The following is a 19,538-nucleotide window of genomic DNA, read 5'->3' as shown; positions in this document are numbered from 1 at the left end:
CACGGTGCCGGCCGCCGCGGAATCGGGCACGGCCGGCGACATCGACATCGACATCGGCGACGGCCAGTCGTGCAGACTCGCGTGCGCGTCGACCCGCGCACCCAGGACTGTTGCGAACGCCGCATCACGAGGGCAAGACGCGACGCCAAATCGGCCGACGCTGCAAACGCTCCGCCGCCCGGAGGTCTTTCACTTGATCCGGCCCCCATCGCTCCGCGGTCAGCCGTGGGTCTGCGCCGCCGTTATGACAGTGGTCCGCGCACCCGCGTACGGGTCCATCCGTCGGACATCCTCGAAGGTCACGTCCCACGCCGGGGTGACACGGCAGCCTTCGAACAGCGCTACTGCGCTGCGCGTCGGCCGGTGAGTTCGCCGGCTGCTTGCCTGGGGTCCCTGGAGCACGGGGATAGAAGGTGGTGAGTCGGGCGTCGGGTGACTCGATGGCATGCCTGCTGGAGCACCCATTCGTCCCGAAAGTGCTGCTGGCGCAGGCGACTTCCGCTCAGGGCGACTCCATTGACGTCGTATGCGGCGCCTGGCATCGTTCCCATCTGGCATCGTTCCCATGCCGCCGGTCAGTCGTCACGGGAGAGAGGAAGTGCTGGACGTGGGCTGGACTCAGGTGGGTCAAGACGTCTTTCGCTGGGAGGACACCTGTCACGTCTACCTCCTGCGGCACGGCGACGAGGCAGTGCTGGTCGACTTCGGTTCCGGGAGTGTGCTGAACCACCTGGTCGAGGTCGGCGTCGCCCGGGTCACCGACATCCTGGTGACGCACCACCACCGGGATCAGGTCCAAGGCCTGGCGCTCGCGTCGGCCCGCGGAATCGGCATCTGGGTGCCGCCGGCGGAGCGACACCTCATCGACGACGTCGACGAACACTGGCGGACCAGGCCACTGGACAACGACTACGACGTCCGACAGGACCGCTTCTCACTGCTGTGGCAGGTGCCCGTCACCGGGACGGTGCCCGAGTACCGCACCCGGCGCTTCGGCGCCTTCGACATCACCACGCTGCCGCTCCCGGGTCACACCCCCGGCTCGGTCGGCTACCTCGTCGAAACCTGCGGCCGCAGGCTGGCGTTCACCGGCGACCTGATACACGGCGACGGCCGCGTGTGGTCCCTGGCCGCCACCCAGTGGGCCTACACGGGCTTCCACCCGAACGCCGGCCTGGAGGGAGTCGCCGCGACCGTCCTGTCCTGCGCCCTGCTGCTGCGTGAGCGGGTGGATCTCCTGCTGCCCTCGCACGGTGAACCGGTCACCGACCCGGAAGCGGCCGTGGCACGTCTGACGCCCCTGCTGCGCGAACTGATCGACTCCCGGCGGCGTACGCCCTGGGATCCCGAAGCGCTGCTGGACCGGCCGTGGGAGCCCGTTACACCCCATTTGCTGCGCAACACCACGAGCGTGGCGCAGTCCTACGCCCTGCTGTCGGATCAGGGCGGCGCGCTCCTGCTGGACTTCGGCTACGACCTCACCACCGGGCTGCCCGGCGGACACGACCGTTCCTCACGGCGGCCCCTGCTCGCCTCCGTCGAAGCGCTGCGGCGTCAGTACGGCGTCGACCGGGTGGAGGTCGCGCTGCCCACGCACTACCACGACGACCACGTCGCCGGGTTCAACCTGCTTCGCGAGGTGCACGGAACCGAAGTCTGGTCGCCCGCGCACATTGCCGAGGTCCTGTCCGTGCCCACCGACTGGGATCTGCCCTGCTTGTGGTACGAGCCGATCCCGGTCGATCGCGTCCTGCCCCGCGAGGGGGCATTCCGCTGGCGCGAGTACGAGATCGGTGTCCACGACCTCCCCGGGCACACCCTGTACGCCTCCGCGTACTCCATGAACGTCGACGGACGCCGCATCGTGGCGAGCGGCGACCAGCAGAACACCGCGTGGGATCCGGTACGCGGTGAGGTCGAGATCCTCAACTACCAGTACCGCAACCGCTTCCGCATCGACGACTTCGCCCGCAGCGCCGACCTCTACCGGCGACTGCGGCCAGATGTGCTGATCAGCGGGCACTGGCCGCCCTACGAGGTCACCGAGGCCTACCTGGACATGCTGGCGTCGGAGGGGGAGCACCTGGCACGGCTGCACCGCGAGCTTCTTCCCGCCGGTTTCTACCTGGAGGCCGAGGGCCTGGGTGCCCGCCTCACGCCCTACCGCTCCGTACGCGCGCCGGGCGACACGCTGCGGGTCACCGTGGAGGCCCGCAACCCCCTGCCGCATGCCGAGGTTGTCCGGCTCGTCCCCGTGCTGCCGCGGGGCTGGAGTGCCGAGCCGCCGTTCCGTGAAGTGAAGGCCGGGGCCGGGGAGTCGGTGACGGAGACGTTCGCCGTGCGGATACCGGCGGACGAGCGGAGCACGGAGCGGCAGCGTGTGGGCGTCGACATGTCGGTCGGTCAGATTGCCTTGGGTCAGCAGGCCGAGGCTCTGGTGAGTGTGCGATGACCCGTGCCGCGGGCGCGAAGGGGGCCGAGTCGACCGCACCCGAGGTGGTGTGCCGCAAGGACGGCACGGTCACGATCAGGGCCGCGCGATGGCGGATGACCCTGCCGGCGCACGGCCAGACGGCGTTCGTGCACGCCGCCGGCGGCGGACACCCGGTCGAGCTCCAGTTGGCGGGCGCGCTCGACCGCACGGACGGCACGGACGAGACGCTGGAGACGGGGCCTGTCGCATGGCACACGGAGGACGACCGCCCGGTGCTGGTCGTCCCGCGCCGTAGCACGGTTTGGCGGGAGGCGCTGACCCGCGTCGTGTGCACAGACGAAGGACCGGAGATCAGCTGGGAGGTTGCGGGCCGAGGCCTGCTGCGCGACGTGCTGTGCCTCGCGGTACGTGCCGCGTTCGGCGGGCGCGGGGGAGGACTGCGGCCCAGCGGCCACGCGTTCTCCACTTTGTTCAGCCCCAATCCCGGCCCGCCCAGGCGCCTGCTGCGCGGTGCAGGGGAGAGCGCGGTCATCGGCGTGGTGGGTGACGCTCGGCCCGGGCGTGGGCACTGGTTCTTCACCCCCGCTCCGCTCTGCCTGGCCCTCTCGGAGAACCGGTTCCCCGATGACACCGATCCGGCGCGAGCGCGCGGCCCCCTGCCGTGGTGGACCCTGTCGGTCGGCGCCGACGTGAGGGACCTGACGTTCACTCAACTGCACTATGTGCCTTCCGACGGCGGCCTCCACCTGCGACTGGAGTACGAGGGACACACCGAGGTCGACGGGCGGTACCGCACTCCGGCCGTCCTGGTCTCGCCGGGGCACACCGACCCGTACGCGGGATTGCACGCCCACCGGCGCTGGCTGGAGGGGCACGGCTGGGCCGCCGTCCCGTACCAAGGCCCCGGGGCACGTCCGTTGTGGTGGAGCGAGCCGATGTTCTGCGGCTGGGGGGCCCAGATGGCCAGGACCCGTGTCACCGGTGTGCCGGCCCCCGACCTGAGCACGCAGGCGGAGTACGACGCCCACCTCGAGCATCTGCGTGAGCACGGACTGGACCCGGGGACGGTCGTCGTGGACGACAAGTGGCAGCGCAGCTACGGCCATTGGGAGCCCGACGAGGAACGCTGGCCCGACCTGCGCGGCTGGATCGAGCGGCAGCACGCGCGGGGCCGGCGGGTGCTGCTGTGGTGGAAGGCCTGGTCCACGGAGGGCGTACCGGAAGAATGGTGCGTGCGCACAGGTGACGGCCGTCCCGTGACCCTGGACCCCGGTCGCCCTGACGCGCGAGCGCTGCTCGCGGAGAACGTCCGCCGCATTCTCGACCCGGACGGCCTGAACGCCGACGGACTCAAGGTGGACTTCACCGCCGACACGCCGACAGGCGAAGGCCTGACCGCCCAACCAGGCCGGTGGGGGATCGCGTTGCTGCACCAATACCTCGCGGTCCTCCACAGGTCCGCCAAGCAGACCAAGCCCGACGCGCTGGTCGTGACGCACACACCGCACCCCGCGTTCGCCGACGTGACGGACATGGTCCGCCTCAACGACATGCTCCGCCTGGACGATCCCGATCCGTGGGCGCCCGTGGTACCGCAGATGCGGATGCGCGCCGCCGTGGCCGCCGCGGCCTGTCCGGACACACTGATCGACACCGACGACTGGTGTGCGCCGGACCGGGAGCAGTGGCGTGCCTACACACGCGTCAAGGACCGACTCGGCGTGCCCGCCCTGTACGTCTCCAGCCACCTGGACCGCACCGGCGAACCGTTGGAGGAACTCGACTACGCTGCGCTGCGTGAGCTGTGGAGCCGGTGGCGTGCGCGTCCCGTTGACAGGGAGAAAGGCGGGGGGCCATGGCAGGCGGCGGGCCGGAGCGGGGCAAGCGGACGCGGGTGACTCTGCGCGACGTCGCCGAGTCGGCACAGACCTCGCGCTCCACGGCCTCCCGGGCCCTGAGCGGGAGCGGGTACGTCGCGGAGCACATCAGGGAGCGGGTGCAGGCGGCGGCCGACCGCCTCGGATACGTGCCGGACGTGTCCGCCCGGACTCTGAAGGGCCGGGCCAGTGGGGTGATCGGCCTCCTGGTGTCCGACCTGCGCAACCAGTTCTACGCGGAACTGGCCGCCGGGGTGGAACACACCCTGTCGGCCGAGGGCTACCAGGTGGTGCTGGTCGACGACCACGGCAGCGCGGAGCGGGCCGTTGACGCCGCCCGGGCTTTTCTCGCGATGCGGGCCGACGGAGTTCTCCTCGCTCCCGTCGGCCGGCAAGCCACCGAACTGCTCGTGGGACACGGCATGCCGGTGACGGAGGTCGACCGCCGCTCGGGCGTGCGCGGCTGCGACGTGGTGAGCATCGACAGCGAGGCGGGTGCACGGGCAGCCGTCGACCACCTCCTCGCCCTCGGACACCGGGCCGTCGGCGTCGTGATTGACGAGACGTTCTGGGACACGGGGCGCGACCGGCTCAAGGGATACCGGGGGGCTCTGCGCGCGGCCGGAGTGACCGCTCAGCGCCGGTACGTCCTCGACCTGGGGCAGACCGACCGTCCCGCGCGTGAGGAGGTGGCCCGGTTCCTGGACTCGCAGCCTCCCCTTACGGCCGTCTTCGCCGCCAACAACGTAGTGGCGGAACTGGTGTGGCTGGAGCTGAAGAGGCGGGCCGTCCGCGTGCCGGAGCAGTGCTCCGTGGTCTCCTTCGACGACCTGCCATGGATGCGCATGGTGAGCCCCGCTGTGACGGCGGTGCGCCAGCCGGTGTTCGCCATGGGGGAGCGTGCTGCCGGACTGCTGCTCGAACGGGTGCGCCGCGGGGGTGGCGGCCGCAGCGCCTCTCATGTGCTCCAGCCGGAACTGGTGGTTCGGGACTCGACCTCCGCACCTGCGCGCTGAGCCCGCGCACGAACTGCGCCGCGGTACCTGGACGCCCGCGCGCCGTCCCGCAGGGCTGACGGGCCGTCGGGCAAGACCCTGTGTGGGCGGCACGCGCCGGCCGCCCCGACACCCGATTGACGCAACGTCATGAGGACGAGGCCGTGGGCTTCGTGCGAGGTTGTGAGGACGACTCCCACGCTCCGACATGGCCCGTTCGCCGACATGCGTGCCGCTGTGAGGGATGCTCTGCCGGACCTGGCTCGGCGTGACGTTCGGCTCCGGCTGCCTCCGCTGCGCCCAACGGGGCGACCGCTGAAGCGAGATAACGATGCGCACCTCGACTCCAAGAGTCCCCGCAGACCCGTTGACGCACGGAGGGGGTGTGGTTACGTTCTCATGTGGGATCGATGCCACACTCCTGGAGCCGTCTGACCCGCCTGCTGTCGCGTCAGCCCTTCGATCTCCCGTGTAGCCAGCTTCCTCAAAGGAGAGCCGATGGTGGCAGCACATCACCGCACCGCACACCGCACTCTCGCGCTCGTCTCCGTGACCGCGGCGCTCGCCGTCCTCACGGGGTGCGGTGGCGTGAGTCTCGCGGACACCGCGTCGACGACCTTCACCACCCTGGGGTACGGCATGGACGATGCCCTCGCCGCGGACCGTATGGACACGGCGCGAGCCGCTCTGAAGGGTCTGAACATCCAGGTCAATGAGGGCCAGTTCGACGAGCAGCAGTTCCTGTCGGCCGTCGCCGCGGGTGATCCGCCCGACGCCGTGCACATGGACCGGACCCTGATCGGAGGCTACGCCGCCCGCGGAGCGCTGGTGCCACTGACCGACTGCATCAAGAAGGAGCGGATCGACCTCGGCCTGTTCAACAAGACGGCTCTCGCCGAGGGATCGCTCGACGGGACGGTCTACGCACTGCCCGACTCGTACAACAGCCGCCTGCTGCTCATCGGTGACAACGTGGTCAAACAGAACGGCATGCAGGCGTCCGACGTGAACACGGGGGACTGGGAGGCCCTGCGCAGCCTCACCGAGCGGCTGAAGAAGTCGGACGGGAAGAAGCTCACCCGCATCGGCTTCGATCCGAAGATCCCCGAATTCCTCCCCTTGTGGGCGAAGGCCAACGGCGCCGACCTCATCAGCCCTGACGGACGCACCGCGCGGCTGAGCGACCCGAAGGTCGTTGAGGCGCTGACCTACACCGTCGGCCTGATCAACGCCCAGGGCGGCTGGGGCCGGTTCAAGTCCCTGCGGGACTCGTTCGACCAGTTCGGTGCCGAGAACCAGTTCGCCACGGACCAGATCGGGGCGATGCCGATGGAGGACTGGTACGTCGACGTCCTCGCCGGCTCGTCCCCTGACGTGGCCCTCGCCACCGGCGTGTTCGAGGATCGCCGAGGAAAGACGCTGAACTGGACGTCCGGCTTCGGATGGGCCATCCCCCAGGGCACCCGCCACCTCCACGAGGCCTGCACGTTCATCAAGACCATGACGGCGACCAGCACCTGGGTGCACGCGGCGAGGACCAAGGCCAAGGAGGTGCGGGACGCCGGTCACGCCTACACCGGCGACGTCACGGGCAACCTGCAGGCCGACCGCATCATCGAGCACGACATCTGGAAGCCCACCGGAAACGCGGCGTTCGACAAGGCCACCCGCACCCTCTTCGACATCTCCCGGCAGGGCTTCGCCGTGCCTTCCAACGCCGCGGGCACGGAGTTCAAGAACGCCTGGCAGAACGCGGTCAACCGGGTGCTCTCCGGTGAGCAGAGCCCGCGGCAGGCGCTCGACCAGGCTCAGCGGCAGGCTCAGAGCGCCCTCGACATCGCCAACGAGGGCAGGTGACCACCCCCATGACGACCACCACTCCCGCACCACGTGCCGTCGCGGCCGGCGCCGCCGTGAAGCGCCGGCGCCGCCGTGAGACCTGGGCCGCCTACGGCTTCCTGTCCCCGTGGGTCTTCGGGTTCCTCGTCTTCACCGCAGGCCCGATGATCGCCAGCCTGGTTCTGTCGTTCACCGACTACGACGGCATCGGCACCACGCACGGCGTGGGCACCGCCAACTACCAGCAGCTCTTCGCCGACCCCTCGGTGGCCAAGTCCCTCACCAACACGCTGGTGTTCACCGCGCTGCGCGTGCCCCTGCAGATGGCGCTGGCCCTCGTGCTCGCGATGCTCCTGATGAAGGCCGGCCGCGCCTCGGGTGTCTTCCGCACCATCTTCTACCTGCCGGTGATGACCCCGCCCGTGGCCATCGGCATCCTCTTCCTGCTGCTGTTCAACGGCAACGTCGGACTGATCAACGAGGTGCTGGGCTGGGTGGGTATCACCGGCCCCAGCTGGACGACGGACGGCCAGTGGGTGAAACCGGGCCTGGTGCTGACGAGCCTCTGGTCGGTCGGGTCGACGGTGATCATCTACTTCGCCGCGCTGCGCAGCGTGCCACGTGAGCTGTACGAAGCGGCCGAACTCGACGGAGTGGGCCGGTGGAACCGGTTCCGCCATGTGACCGTGCCGCAGATCTCCGGGACCCTCTTCTTCACCCTCGTCGTCAACACCATCGCGTCGCTGCAGACCTTCACCGAGGCGTACACCGCCTTCTTCGGCAGTGCCAACTCCCAGACGTACAGCAACGACGCCGCGTTGTTCTACGTCGTCTACCTCTTCCAGCAGGCCTTCCAGTACCTCCACATGGGTTACGCCTCCGCCCTCGCATGGTTGCTGTTCCTCGTGATCGTCGCCATCACGCTCATCCAGGCCAGGGTCAGCAAGCGGTTCGTCTACTACGAAGGGGAGGAGCGGTGACACAGCTCTCCGCGACCGAGGCGGCCGCTCGCCGCGCACACCGGGACGACCGGGGCCGTAAGCTGCCCGGTCACGCGGGAGAGGGAACTCTTACGTCCCGGGCCGGAGCCGGAACCCTCAGCCGCATCCTGCGCGGGCTCGGTCTGGGCGCCGCCACGGTGACGTTCCTCTACCCGTTCCTGTGGTTGCTCAGCGCCTCCGTCAAGCCTTCCGCGGACGTCTTCGACAACGCGCTGGTGCCGCATGTGTGGCAGTGGCAGAACTACGTCGCCATCTGGGACGCGGTGCCGTTGCTCACCTGGGTCGGCAACAGCGTCGCGGTCACCCTCGCCGCCGCTGTCACCGTCACCGTGAGCAGCGCGCTCGTGGCCTTCGGATTCGCCTACTTCCGCTTCCCCGGCCGCAACGCCCTGTTCGCCGTGGTGATCGGCACGATGATGCTGCCGGCAGCGGTCACCATGGTGCCCCAGTACTTGGTGTGGAACTGGCTCCACCTGGCCAGCAGTCAGGTACCCCTGTGGGCACCCAACCTGTTCGGGAGCGCCTTCTACATCTTCCTGCTGCGGCAGTTCTTCCTGGGGCTGCCCCGCGAACTGTTCGAGGCGGCGCGCGTCGACGGCGCCAGTTACTGGACGCTGTTCTGGCGGATCGCCGTTCCCCTGTGCCGGCCGGCGCTCGTCGTCACCTTCATCTTCGAGGTCCAGGCCGCCTGGACGGACCTCGTGCGCCCCCTGATCTACCTTCGCGACCCCGCCCTGTACACCGTGCCCCGTGGACTCAAGGCGGTGCTGGACCAGTTCGGCGCCGGTGGTGAGATGCGCTGGGAGATCGTCTGCGCGGCGTCCCTCGTCGTCACCCTGCCCATGATCATCGCCTTCCTCGTCTGCCAGCGGCACTTCACCGAGGGCGTGGCGACGACCGGAAGCAAGGGATGAGGAAACAATGACCCACCCCCCACAGATCCGCGCCCGAGATGCCGTGCTCGCGCTGGATGTAGGAGGCACCAAGCTCGCCGCTGGAGTCGTGCGGGGCAACGGCGAGGTGCGGTCGTTCGTGACATGTCCCACCGACATCGCAGGGGGCCCGGAGGCATCGCTCGCGCGCCTGTTCGACCTGGGGAAGCATGCGCTCGATCAGGCAGGCGTGGAGCCGGGCGACGCGCCGGCGCGGCTGCTGGGGTGCGGCATCGGCTGCGGCGGCCCGCTGGACTCCGCGCGGGGGGTTGTGCTGTGCCCGCCGCACCTGCCGGGGTGGGTCGACGTTCCCATCACCCGGCTCGCCGAGAGCACTTACGGACTGCCCGCCGTCCTGGACAACGACGGCACGGCCGGCGCCGCGGGGGAGTGGCGCTTCGGTGCCGGCCGCGGTACCCGGCACCTGGCCTATCTCACGGTCTCGACGGGGATCGGCGGCGGGTTCGTCGTCGACGGACGCACCTACCGCGGGGCGGCCGGCAACGGCGGCGAACCCGGCCACATCACCGTCCGCTCCGAGGGCCGGCCCTGCCGCGGCTGCGGCCGGACCGGGTGCCTGGAGGCGTACGCCTCCGGCACGTCCCTGGGCGAGCTGGCCCGGGAGGCCGTCGGGCGGGGGGAGTACACCTCGTTGCCGCAGGATGCCACGGCCGCCGACGTGGCCCGCGAGGCACGCGCAGGCGATCCGCTGGCCGCCCGGCTGTGGGACGAGGCCACCGCGCTGCTGGGGCAGGGCGTGACCTCCATCGTCAACCTCTACGAGCCCGAGGTCGTGGTCCTGGGCGGCGGAGTCACCCGGGCCGGTGAGCAACTCCTGGCACCCGTACGCAGCGCGGTCGCCGGCCTCGCGATGCGCCCGGCGGCGCGGGCGGTCCGCGTTGTCCCCGCCGCGAACGGCGACCGGGCCGGCGTGCTCGGCGCCGCCGCCATCGCCTTCGAACGACTGGTCGGCACAGTCGACGTACCTCACGTTTACGACGAGGGGGAGCTCAACTGATCGTTCACTCCTCGTATTTCGCGCTCTTCCCGTCAGGGGCCGGACCGCCGAGCCGCGGCAAGGCGGACGACTACCGCAAAGCCGCGGTCGCCCGCGCCCCGGCCACGGCGCACCCACCGCTCTTCCCGTCCCGTACACCCACCACGTCCCCCCGCCGCCCCTCCCTGTGCCCGCGCCCGAACGTCATGGCGGGCCGCCGGACCGCCGCACACCGCTGTCATCCCTGGAGACACATGTCCACCCCCATCGCCCGCCCAGGCGGGCCCCTCACCCCCGCCGACCAGCTCGCCGACCACCTCGCCGCCGTCGAAGGGCTGCACGCCCTCCTGCCCGCGCTGCGCGCCGTGGGCGACCGGCTCATCGAGGTCTACCGTCGCGGCGGCCGCCTTTACACCTTCGGCAACGGCGGCAGCGCCGCCGACGCCCAGCACCTCGCCGGTGAGCTCATCGGACGCTTCCTGCGCGAGCGCCGTCCGCTGCCCGCCGTCTCCCTGGTGACCGACCCCACGGTCGTGTCGTGCATCGCGAACGACTACTCGTTCGACGAGGTCTTCGCCCGCCAGGTCCAGGCGCTCGCCACGCCCGAGGACATGGTGATCGCCTTCAGCACCTCGGGCCGCTCGGGCAACGTCGTCCGCGGACTGCAGCAGGCACGTTCCTGCGGAGCCGTGACCGTCCTGTTCACCGGCGGGACGGAGGAGGGCATGCCTGCCGCCGAGCACGCCGACATCACGCTGGTCGCGCCGGCCACCGCCACCGCGCGCATCCAGGAGACACACCTCACCCTCCTGCACCTGCTCAGCGAGCACGTCGACGCCTGGGCCGCCGGCGAGCGCGGTGCCGGCGACGACACGACGACCGCACCGCACGACGACCGACAGGAGACCGCCGCCGTATGAGCACGCCCCGCCCCGCCTCCCGCGACCGGCTGCTGCACCTCGTCGGCAACGCGCACATCGACCCCGTATGGCTGTGGCGCAAACCCGAGGGCCTGCAGGAGATACGCGCCACCTTCCAGTCCGCCGTCGACCGCATGGAGGAATACCCCGACTTCGTCTTCACCTGCGACTCCGTGATGTACCTGGAGTGGATCGAACAGCACGATCCCGAGCTGTTCGCGACCATCGCAAAACGTGTGTCCGAGGGACGCTGGCAGGTCATCGGCGGCTGGTGGATCGAGCCTGACTGCAACATTCCCGCCGGTGAGTCCTTCGTCCGCCAGGCGCTGTACGGGCAGCGCTACCTGCTGGAGAAGTTCGGGAGGGCCGCGACGATCGGCAGCAACCTCGACCCCTTCGGGCACAACGCGACCATCCCGCAGCTCCTGCGCAAATCCGGCATGGACGGCTACGTGTTCCTGCGCCCCGGTCCCCACGAGCAGGTTCTGCCGGGCCAGTTCTTCCACTGGGAATCCCCCGACGGCTCCCGCGTCACCGCCTACCGGTTGCCCAACGAGTACGGCACACCAGGCACCGACATCGGCAACCACCTCGACAAGTCGCTGGCGCTGATGCCGCCGGACGAACCCGAACTCATGGTCTTCTACGGCGTGGGCAACCACGGTGGCGGACCCACCAAGGCCAACCTCGACTCCATCCGGCGCCTGGACTCCCTCGGCGGCCTGCCCACCCTGCGCCTGAGCCACCCCGAGGCGTTCTTCTCCCGCATAAGCGACCGCGACGACGTCCCCGTGCACACCGGGGAGCTCCAGCATCACGGACCCGGCTGCTACTCGGCGCACTCGGGGGTGAAGGCCTGGAACCGCCGCGCCGAGAACGAACTGCAGCGTGCCGAGAAATGGGCGTCCGTGGCCTCCGTCGTCACCGGCGAGCAGTACCCCGGCGACCAGCTCACCGAGGCCTGGAAGCTGGTGCTGTTCAACCAGTTCCACGACATCCTGGCAGGCACCTCCGTCCGCTCCGCCTACGACGACGCCCGCGACGAGTACGGCCGGGCCCGCTCGATCGCAGCCGACGTGTTCAACAGGGCCGTGCAGGCCGTGGCCCGCCGCATCGACATCCCGTTGCGCGAGGACACGACGCCCCTGGTCGTCTTCAACCCGCACCCCTGGACCCTCGACGGCGATGTGGAGGTCGAGTTCGGCCAGGCCGCAGCCGTCCGGCTGACCGACGACACCGGCGCACCCGTGCCTGCTCAGCTGACCCGGTCGGAGGCGACCATGGTCGGAAACCGCGGGCGCCTCGCGTTCCGCGCGAGCGTCCCGCCGCTCGGCCACCGCGTCTACCACCTCATGAACGGCGCGGAGCAAGGCAGCCAGGGGCCCGTCACCGCCACCGACAGCAGCTTGGAGAACGAGCACCTGCGGATCGAGGTCGACCCGGCCACCGGCTGGCTGAGCTCCCTGGTGGACAAGGAGACCGGCGCCGAGTTGATGCCCAAGGGCCCCGGCGCCCATGCCGTGGTCGTCGACGATCCCAGCGACACCTGGGGCCATCGCATCCACTCCTACGACAAGGTCATCGGCCATTTCACGACCGGCCGCTGCCGCCTGGTCGAGTCCGGCCCCGTCCGCGCAGTCCTGCGCATCGAGAGCACCTACGGCCGCTCGGAGATGGCGGAGGAACTCGTCCTGTCCGCCGGCGCGCGCCACGTCGAAGTCCGCACCGTCGTCGACTGGCACGAACGGCTGAAGCTGCTCAAGCTGCGCTTCCCCACCGCACTCACCGACGTCACCGCCACCCACGAGATCCCCTACGGCCACTTGGAGCGCAGCCCCGACGGCACCGAGGAGCCCACTCAGGCGTGGGTCGACGTCACCGGCACGCTGCCGGATGGCGCGCGGGGCGGACTGACCGTGGTCAACGACAGCAAGCACGGACACGACGTGCGCGGTGCCGAGATCGGGATGACAGCCCTGCGCAGCCCGGTCTACGCCTGGCACGAGCCGCGCGTCCTCGACGACGACGGCGTCTACGAGTACCTGGACCAGGGCCGGCAGGAGTTCCGCTACCTGCTCCTGCCGCACGGTGGCGACTGGCGTGTCGCCGACCCCGCGCGCCGCGCCGCCGAACTCAACCAGCCCGCCTTCGCCCTTCTGGAGACCTTCCACAGCGGCCCGCTGGCGCAGGTGCGGGCCAACGTCGACGACGCAGCGGGCGCCGTCGTCGTCACCGTCGTCAAGGGTGCCGAGGACGGGTCGGGAGACCTCGTCGTGCGGGCGTACGAGTCCCAGGGGCGGCCGGCAGGTGCGCGCATCGCTCTGCCCATGCTCGGCGACCGCGTCATCGAGGCCGAGTTCGGCCGTCACGAGATCAGGACCTTCCGCGTACCGCGCGATCCGGAAATGCCGGTGACCGAGACCGATCTGCTGGAGCTCACCCCGGACCACCCACGCAGCCCCGAGGACGCCTGACGTGCAGCTCCTCACAGATGGCTGGGAACTGCGCGGCTGCCTCGGCGACACCTGGCGCTGGCTGTGCGGACCCGGCCGGCCCGGCGGGGAACCCGGGTGGCTGCCCGCCCGGGTACCCGGGTCCGTCCTCGACGACCTGCGGGAGGCCGGCGTCGTACCGGACCCGTACCGGGGCACCGACAGCCTGCTCAGCGAATGGGTGCCGCAGCGCACCTGGCTCTACCGGCGCACGCTGACCGTGCCGCCGCTCGGGCCCGGGCAGCGGGTCCTGCTGCACTGCGACGGAATCGATCACGAGGCGACCGTCCTGGTCGACGGCGCGGAGGTGGCCCACCACGTCGGGATGTACACGCCTTTCACGTGTGACCTCACGGACCGGGTGCCCAGCGGTGGGGGCAGCGTGCTGCTCGCCGTCGCCGTGCACGCAGCGCCGCCCGGCGAGCCGCAGGTGGGCCGCACCGACCGGGTCCGCACCCACAAGTCCCGGATGGGCTACGGCTGGGACTTCTGCCCGCGGATGGTCCACCAGGGGGTGTGGAAGCCGGTGCGACTGGAGATCGCCGGACCGGTTCGCCTGGCCGGCACCACTGTCGGAGCCACTCTGGCCGACGACGGCACCGACGGCACGGTGGACGTCACCGCCCGGCTCGACGCCACCACACCGGGCAGCGTACGCATCACCGTCCACGACCCCGAGGGGAGGGACGTCGCCGGGACCGAAGTGGGCCACGCCGCAGGGGCGCAGGAGGTCTCGGCACGCCTCACCGTCCGCGCCCCACGCCTGTGGTGGCCCAACGGCCACGGCGACAGGCCTCTTTACACGGTCACCGTGAGCCTGCGCGACGCGGCCGGACCGACCGTGGGCCGGGCCGAGCGCCGCTGCGGCTTCCGCCGCGTCACGCTGCGCCCCAACCCCGGCGCGCCCGCCGACGCCCTGCCGTACACCCTGGAGGTCAACGGCCGCCGGCTGTACACCAAGGGGTGGAACTGGGTACCCCACGACATCCTGTACGGTGCCGCCCGGCCGGGGCGCCTGGACCACCTGCTCACGCTCGCCGCCGACGCACACGTGACCCTGCTGCGGGTGTGGGGCGGCGGGCTGATCGAGAGCGAGGAATTCTACGACGCCTGTGACCGGCTGGGCCTGCTGGTGTGGCAGGAGTTCAGCCTGTCAAGCTCCGGCATCGACAGCGTGCCCTCCGAGCACCCGGACTACCTCACGCTCATGGAGGAGGAGGCGCGGCACATCGTCCCGGGGCTGCGCCACCACCCCGCACTCGCACTGTGGGGTCCGGGCAACGAACTGCACGACACCGCCACGGCCCGCCCGCTGTCCGAGTCGGACGCCCCCGTGATCGCCCGCCTCGCCGGCGTCGTCGCCGAACTCGACCCCGGCCGCGCGTGGTTGCCCGGATCCCCCTCCGGTCGCGCCTTCCTGAACCGCCTCGACCTGATCCGCGCCGACCCCGAGGCACAGCACGACGTGCACGGGCCCTGGGAGCACCAGGGCCTCGGAGCCCACCAGGAGTTGTACGACGCGGGTACGTGCCTGCTGCACTCGGAGTTCGGCGTCGAGGGCATGGCCAACCGCCGCACCTGGCAGCACGTCGTACCCGAGGACCAGCAGTGGCCCACCGGACGCGACAACCCCGTCATGGAGCACCTCGGCGCATGGTGGAACAACACCCCTTTGGTCCGCGCCGCGTTCGGCGGCCGACCGGTCGACGTGGACGGAATGCGGCGGGCCAGCCAGCAGCTCCAGTACGACGGACTGCGCTACGCCGTCGAGGCCAACCTCCGCCGTGCTCCGCGCAGCAGCGGTGCCCTGCCGTGGCAGTTCAACGAGCCCTTCCCCAACGCCTGGTGCACGGCCGCCGTGGATCACCGGGGCGATCCCAAGCCGGCCTATTACGGAGTGCGCCGCGCCTACCGGCCCGACCACGTCTGCGCGTCCTTCGCCACCCAGGCGTGGGGCGGGCGCCGACTCTTCACCGCGACGCCCCGTGCGTGGCGCACGCACCCGGACACCGGCAGCGGTGGCGGGGCCGGCACCGTCCTGGTCCGTGTCCTGACCCTGGAGGGCGAGGTCATCGGTGAGAGCAACGGCGAACTGAACGTGCCCCTCTCCGAGATCCCCGGCCCCTTGTTTCTGCTCGACCTGACGCTGCGCGACGACGAAGGCGGACTGCTGGCGGCCAACCGCTACGTCCACAGCACCACCGATGACCTGGCCCCGCTGTTCGACCTCGCGCCGGCCCGCATCGAGACCGAGGCCGAGACAGGTCTCGCAGCCGTGCGCCTGACCCACATGGGCGGCCCCGCGGCACTGGGCCTGTCCCTGACCGACGCCCGGCCCTACGCCGCCGCCGGCTGGGCCGTACCGGACGACTCCATGATCGACCTGCTGCCGGGCGAAACCGTCCGCCTCCCCGTCACCTGGCGCGACGCACCTCTCGAAGGGCGCGCCCTGCTACTCGAAGGCTGGAACACCGATGCCCGTCTCCTCGACTGACTCGCTCGCCTCCGCCATCGCGCAACCCCGCTGCGGGCACGGCGGGTTCACCCTGCGTGACGCGGACGACGGCCTCGTACGGTTCCCCTACGTGGTCGGCCTCCTCGCCGCCGACGGCACGTGCCTGGCCGTGCCCGCCACCTCCGTGGTGACCGGCGCGGCGGGCACCGTCCATGCCACCGGCTCCGCCGGCGGGTTCCACGCCGACCTGCGCCTCGAACCCGTCGGTCACGGTCGGCACACGGCAATCCTCACAGTCACCCGCACCGAGCGGGCCCCCGTCGCGGCGGGCCTGCGCGTCGAGGTGCGGCTCGGCCCCACCGACGACCCCGGCTGGCTCGTGCCCGGCGTGTTCTACGGGCAGAACCGCCTGCCCGGCTCCTCCCGCCCTTTCCCGCGCTTCGCCCCGGCCGGCGACGACGACCCGACGGGCCTCACCGCGCCGGCCTGGTCGTTCCGGGCCGATCGCTGCGCCACACCCGCCGTCTTCGCCCGCGACCGCCGCGCCGGTGCCGCGCTCGCCACCGGGGAACACGGCAGCCTGGGCCAGCACGGCGTCGGCTTCGCCCTGGTCGACGACAACCACCCGGCGCTGCGGCTGCACGCTCCCTACCGTGAGGAGCCGGTGTCGTACTACGGCTCGGAGCGGCCACGCCCCGCCGACCTGCCCGAGCACCGCTGGCAACCGGGGGAGCGGCACACCCTGACCTTCACGCTGCACCTCCTCGACGCCGATCCGCACGCCTACGCGCCCGTCCTGCGCACCCTGCACACCGACACCGCGAGGCCGGGCGAAGCCGCCGCGTGGGTCGGTGTGCGCGAGGCGGCCGCGCTGAGCGCGGAGGGCCTGCACCGGTGGCACTACCGGGCCGATCCGCCCGTCCTGCTGGAGACCGCCGCCTTCGACCGTGAGGCGCTGGGCGAGCGCGGCGACCGGCAGGCCATGCACGTCTCCTGGGTCAGTGGCGCACCCTACGCGCACGCCCTGCTGCTGCACGCGCACCGCACCGGTGACGCGGCCTTGGCCGACGCCGCCACCGGCGTGCTGGACCACATCTGCTCCCATGTGACGCCCGGCGGCACCTTCTGGGGCCAGTGGACGGCCGCGCGAGGCTGGTCGGCGGGCTGGACGGGTGACCCCAACAAGCTGCACGCCCGCACCCTCGGCGACGCCACCCTCTTCGTTCTGCGCGCACTGCGCGCCGAACGGGCCCGAGGCGTCGACCACCCCTTGTGGGAGCGGGCGGCGAGGGCCAACCTCAGGGCCGCGCTGCGGGGGCAGGATCCGGTCACCGGACGCCTCGCCGCGGCTCACCGCGCCGACACCGGTGGGGCCGTCGACCACCGCGGTGCGGCCGGGCTCGCCTTCGTCAGCGCCCTCGTCGAGGCGGCCGCCCTGTTCGACGCCCCCGACTACCTGGAAGCGGCACGGCGGGCCGGGCACGCCTACGCCGCCGACGTCACATCCGAGTTCCTGTGCGGCGCGCCGGAGGACGTCTCCCTCGCCCCGACCTCCGAGGACGGCTACAACGCGGTCATCGCCTACACCCTCCTGCACGAGGCCGGCGACCACGACGGCCGGTGGCTGGACCTGGCACGACGGTCCGCCGACTGGACACTGACGTTCCGCTACACCTACGACGTTCGCTTCGATCCCCGCACCCTGCTCGGCCGCTACGGCTTCCGCACCCGCGGCGCGGACCAGGCCTCCCCCTCCAACCAGCACCTGCACGCCTTCGGCCTGATCTGTCTGCCGGAGACCGTCCGCCTGGCCCGCCACCTCGGCGACCCCTACTACCTGCGCTCGGCACGCGAGAACCTGGACTGCTTCCGGCAGTTCGTCGCCCGGGCCGACGGAGACTTCAACGCCTACCGAGGCATGGTCAGCGAGCGCTTCTACCAGACCGACTGCTTCCAGGCCAAGGGCATGCTGCTCACGCTCTCCCACGCCTGGTCCGCCGGAGTGCTGCTGTACGCCTGCGAACACGCCCTCGGCCTGCCCGAATTCCAGGAGGAGCTGTGAGCACCGACCGACCTGGCCCCACCGGCGCGCTGCGCTTCCCGCCCGGCTTCCGCTGGGGCACCTCGACCTCGGCGTACCAGGTGGAGGGCGCCGTCGGCGCCGACGGTCGGGGCGAGTCCATCTGGGACCGCTTCTGCCGTTCCCCCGGCGCCGTCGAGCACGGCGACACCGGGGACGTCGCCTGCGACCACTACCGGCGCGCCGAGGAGGACGCCGACCTCATGGCCCGCCTCCACACCAACGCGCACCGCTTCTCGATCGCCTGGCCCCGGATCGTGCCCGACGGTCGGGGAAGTGTGGAACAGCGCGGCCTCGCGCACTACGACCGCTTCATCGACTGCTTGCTGGAGCGGGGCATCGAGCCGCTGGTCACCCTCTACCACTGGGATCTGCCGCAGAAGCTGCAGGAGTCCGGCGGCTGGCGAAACCGCGACACCGCCGAGTACTTCGCCCGGTACGCCGCCGTCTGCCGGGACGCCTTCGGTGACCGGGTGCGCGACTGGGTGACCGTCAACGAGCCCTGGATCGTCGGAGTGCTCGGCCACCAGCTCGGCCTGCACGCCCCCGGTGAGAAGGACGTCAGGGCGTCGGTCACCGTCATGCACCACCTGCTGCTCGCGCACGGTCTGGCGGCTGGAGAACTGCGCTCCGGCGCCCGCGGCGACACCAGAACCGGCATCGCCTACAGCCTGTTCCCGCACACCCCCGACAACGCCGGCGACCCCGCCGACCGCGAGGCCGCCCGGCACTCCGACGGGTATGTCAACCGCTGGTTCCTCGACCCCGTCCACGGCCGCGGCTACCCCGACGACATGCGCCGCCACTGGGAGAAGGCCGCCGGAGCGCTCGACTTCGTCCGCGACGGCGACCTTCGCACCATCGCCGCGGGCAGCGACTTCATCGGCGTCAACTACTACACCCGCCGGATCGTCCGCGCCGACCAGGGCGACGGCCCCTGGCCGTGGCGGGTCGTCGAGGGCCGCCCCGGCGTGCCGCGCACCGACCTGGGATGGGAGATCGTGCCCCACGACCTGCGGGATCTGCTGCTGCGGCTGCACACCGACTACCCCGGAGTGCCCCTGCTGGTGACGGAGAACGGCGCGATCTACGGGAACGAACCTGCTGCGGACGGCGCCGTCCATGACCGGCGCCGCATCGAGTTCCTCCACGGCCACCTCAAGGCGGTCCACGAGGCGCTGGCACTCGGCGCGCCGGTCGAGGGTTACTACCACTGGTCGCTGATGGACAACTTCGAGTGGGCCATGGGCTACTGGCCGCGCTTCGGCCTCGTCCACGTCGATCGTGCGACGCAGCGCCGCACGGTCAAGGACAGCGGCCACTGGTACGCGCGGGCGGCGGCGGACGGCGCCATTCCCGGCGTCCTCACCACCGGGGAGCCGGACCGGTGAGCCCAGGGCGACGACCGTCCTCCATGGGCCACGTGTGCGTGTGCCGCGACGGAAGAGTCCCAACTCCGCGTCCACATACGCCGTTCGCCGAGCGGCACACCGGCAGGTGGACACCGAGGCGGTGG

The 19,538-nt window shown here is 71.2% G+C and carries 12 protein-coding genes; all 12 read left to right on the top strand.

All coding sequences use genetic code 11. From position 1 onward, the window contains the following. The first annotated feature begins 607 nt into the window (after window positions 1-607). The 12 genes from AB0O67_RS01480 (at window position 608) to AB0O67_RS01425 (ending at window position 19,413) form a co-directional block, all read left to right on the top strand. Window positions 608-2,452 carry an MBL fold metallo-hydrolase gene (locus AB0O67_RS01480; protein WP_365444257.1) on the top strand — a complete coding sequence of 615 codons (1,845 nt, stop codon included), beginning with the start codon at window positions 608-610 and terminating at the stop codon, window positions 2,450-2,452. Next, window positions 2,449-4,332 (top strand): hypothetical protein, encoded by a 1,884-nt coding sequence (locus AB0O67_RS01475; RefSeq protein ID WP_365444254.1) that lies wholly within the window; start codon window positions 2,449-2,451, stop codon window positions 4,330-4,332. The genes AB0O67_RS01480 and AB0O67_RS01475 overlap by 4 nt, the downstream gene beginning before the upstream one ends. Continuing rightward, window positions 4,290-5,327: a LacI family DNA-binding transcriptional regulator gene (locus AB0O67_RS01470; protein WP_365444251.1), complete on the top strand. Its 1,038-nt coding sequence runs from the start codon at window positions 4,290-4,292 to the stop codon at window positions 5,325-5,327. Before AB0O67_RS01475 ends, AB0O67_RS01470 begins: the two co-directional genes overlap by 43 nt. Window positions 5,328-5,804: 477 nt before the next feature. Next, window positions 5,805-7,163 (top strand): extracellular solute-binding protein, encoded by a 1,359-nt coding sequence (locus tag AB0O67_RS01465; RefSeq protein WP_365444248.1) that lies wholly within the window; start codon window positions 5,805-5,807, stop codon window positions 7,161-7,163. A gap of 8 nt (window positions 7,164-7,171) precedes the next feature. Then, complete coding sequence (locus AB0O67_RS01460; RefSeq protein WP_365444245.1) at window positions 7,172-8,125, top strand: sugar ABC transporter permease; 954 nt, start codon at window positions 7,172-7,174, stop codon at window positions 8,123-8,125. Next, on the top strand, window positions 8,122-9,060 hold the full coding sequence (locus tag AB0O67_RS01455; RefSeq protein WP_365444242.1) for a carbohydrate ABC transporter permease: 939 nt from the start codon (window positions 8,122-8,124) through the stop codon (window positions 9,058-9,060). Before AB0O67_RS01460 ends, AB0O67_RS01455 begins: the two co-directional genes overlap by 4 nt. Window positions 9,061-9,067: 7 nt before the next feature. Next, window positions 9,068-10,096 (top strand): ROK family protein, encoded by a 1,029-nt coding sequence (locus AB0O67_RS01450; RefSeq protein WP_365444239.1) that lies wholly within the window; start codon window positions 9,068-9,070, stop codon window positions 10,094-10,096. A 233-nt stretch (window positions 10,097-10,329) separates the two neighbouring features. After that, window positions 10,330-10,995, top strand: a complete 666-nt coding sequence (locus AB0O67_RS01445; RefSeq protein ID WP_365444236.1) for an SIS domain-containing protein — start codon at window positions 10,330-10,332, stop codon at window positions 10,993-10,995. Next, a complete protein-coding gene (locus AB0O67_RS01440) occupies window positions 10,992-13,469 on the top strand; it encodes a glycoside hydrolase family 38 C-terminal domain-containing protein (RefSeq protein ID WP_365444233.1) in 2,478 nt (825 codons plus the stop codon). The genes AB0O67_RS01445 and AB0O67_RS01440 overlap by 4 nt, the downstream gene beginning before the upstream one ends. A gap of 1 nt (window position 13,470) precedes the next feature. Continuing rightward, the gene (locus AB0O67_RS01435; protein WP_365444230.1) at window positions 13,471-15,981 is read left to right on the top strand and encodes a hypothetical protein; all 2,511 of its coding nucleotides are present in this window, start codon (window positions 13,471-13,473) and stop codon (window positions 15,979-15,981) included. Continuing rightward, a complete protein-coding gene (locus tag AB0O67_RS01430; protein ID WP_365444227.1) occupies window positions 15,962-18,004 on the top strand; it encodes a hypothetical protein in 2,043 nt (680 codons plus the stop codon). The genes AB0O67_RS01435 and AB0O67_RS01430 overlap by 20 nt, the downstream gene beginning before the upstream one ends. Then, window positions 18,001-19,413, top strand: coding sequence for a GH1 family beta-glucosidase (locus AB0O67_RS01425; RefSeq protein ID WP_365444224.1), 1,413 nt, complete (start codon window positions 18,001-18,003; stop codon window positions 19,411-19,413). Before AB0O67_RS01430 ends, AB0O67_RS01425 begins: the two co-directional genes overlap by 4 nt. Window positions 19,414-19,538: the final 125 nt, after the last annotated feature.

Origin of the sequence: Streptomyces sp. NPDC086077, from assembly GCF_040686175.1 — a bacterium.
Classification (GTDB): domain Bacteria; phylum Actinomycetota; class Actinomycetes; order Streptomycetales; family Streptomycetaceae; genus Streptomyces.
The sequence above is the reverse complement of the archived record's forward strand: the minus strand, read 5'-3'. Positions and strand labels throughout refer to the sequence as shown.

Coding starts and splice junctions, on each gene's coding strand:
- AB0O67_RS01475 (WP_365444254.1), top strand. CDS start 2,449: ATGACCCGTGCCGCGGGCGCGAAGGGGGCCGAGTCGACCGCACCCGAG.
- AB0O67_RS01445 (WP_365444236.1), top strand. CDS start 10,330: ATGTCCACCCCCATCGCCCGCCCAGGCGGGCCCCTCACCCCCGCCGAC.
- AB0O67_RS01460 (WP_365444245.1), top strand. CDS start 7,172: ATGACGACCACCACTCCCGCACCACGTGCCGTCGCGGCCGGCGCCGCC.
- AB0O67_RS01450 (WP_365444239.1), top strand. CDS start 9,068: ATGACCCACCCCCCACAGATCCGCGCCCGAGATGCCGTGCTCGCGCTG.
- AB0O67_RS01430 (WP_365444227.1), top strand. CDS start 15,962: ATGCCCGTCTCCTCGACTGACTCGCTCGCCTCCGCCATCGCGCAACCC.
- AB0O67_RS01470 (WP_365444251.1), top strand. CDS start 4,290: ATGGCAGGCGGCGGGCCGGAGCGGGGCAAGCGGACGCGGGTGACTCTG.
- AB0O67_RS01440 (WP_365444233.1), top strand. CDS start 10,992: ATGAGCACGCCCCGCCCCGCCTCCCGCGACCGGCTGCTGCACCTCGTC.
- AB0O67_RS01465 (WP_365444248.1), top strand. CDS start 5,805: ATGGTGGCAGCACATCACCGCACCGCACACCGCACTCTCGCGCTCGTC.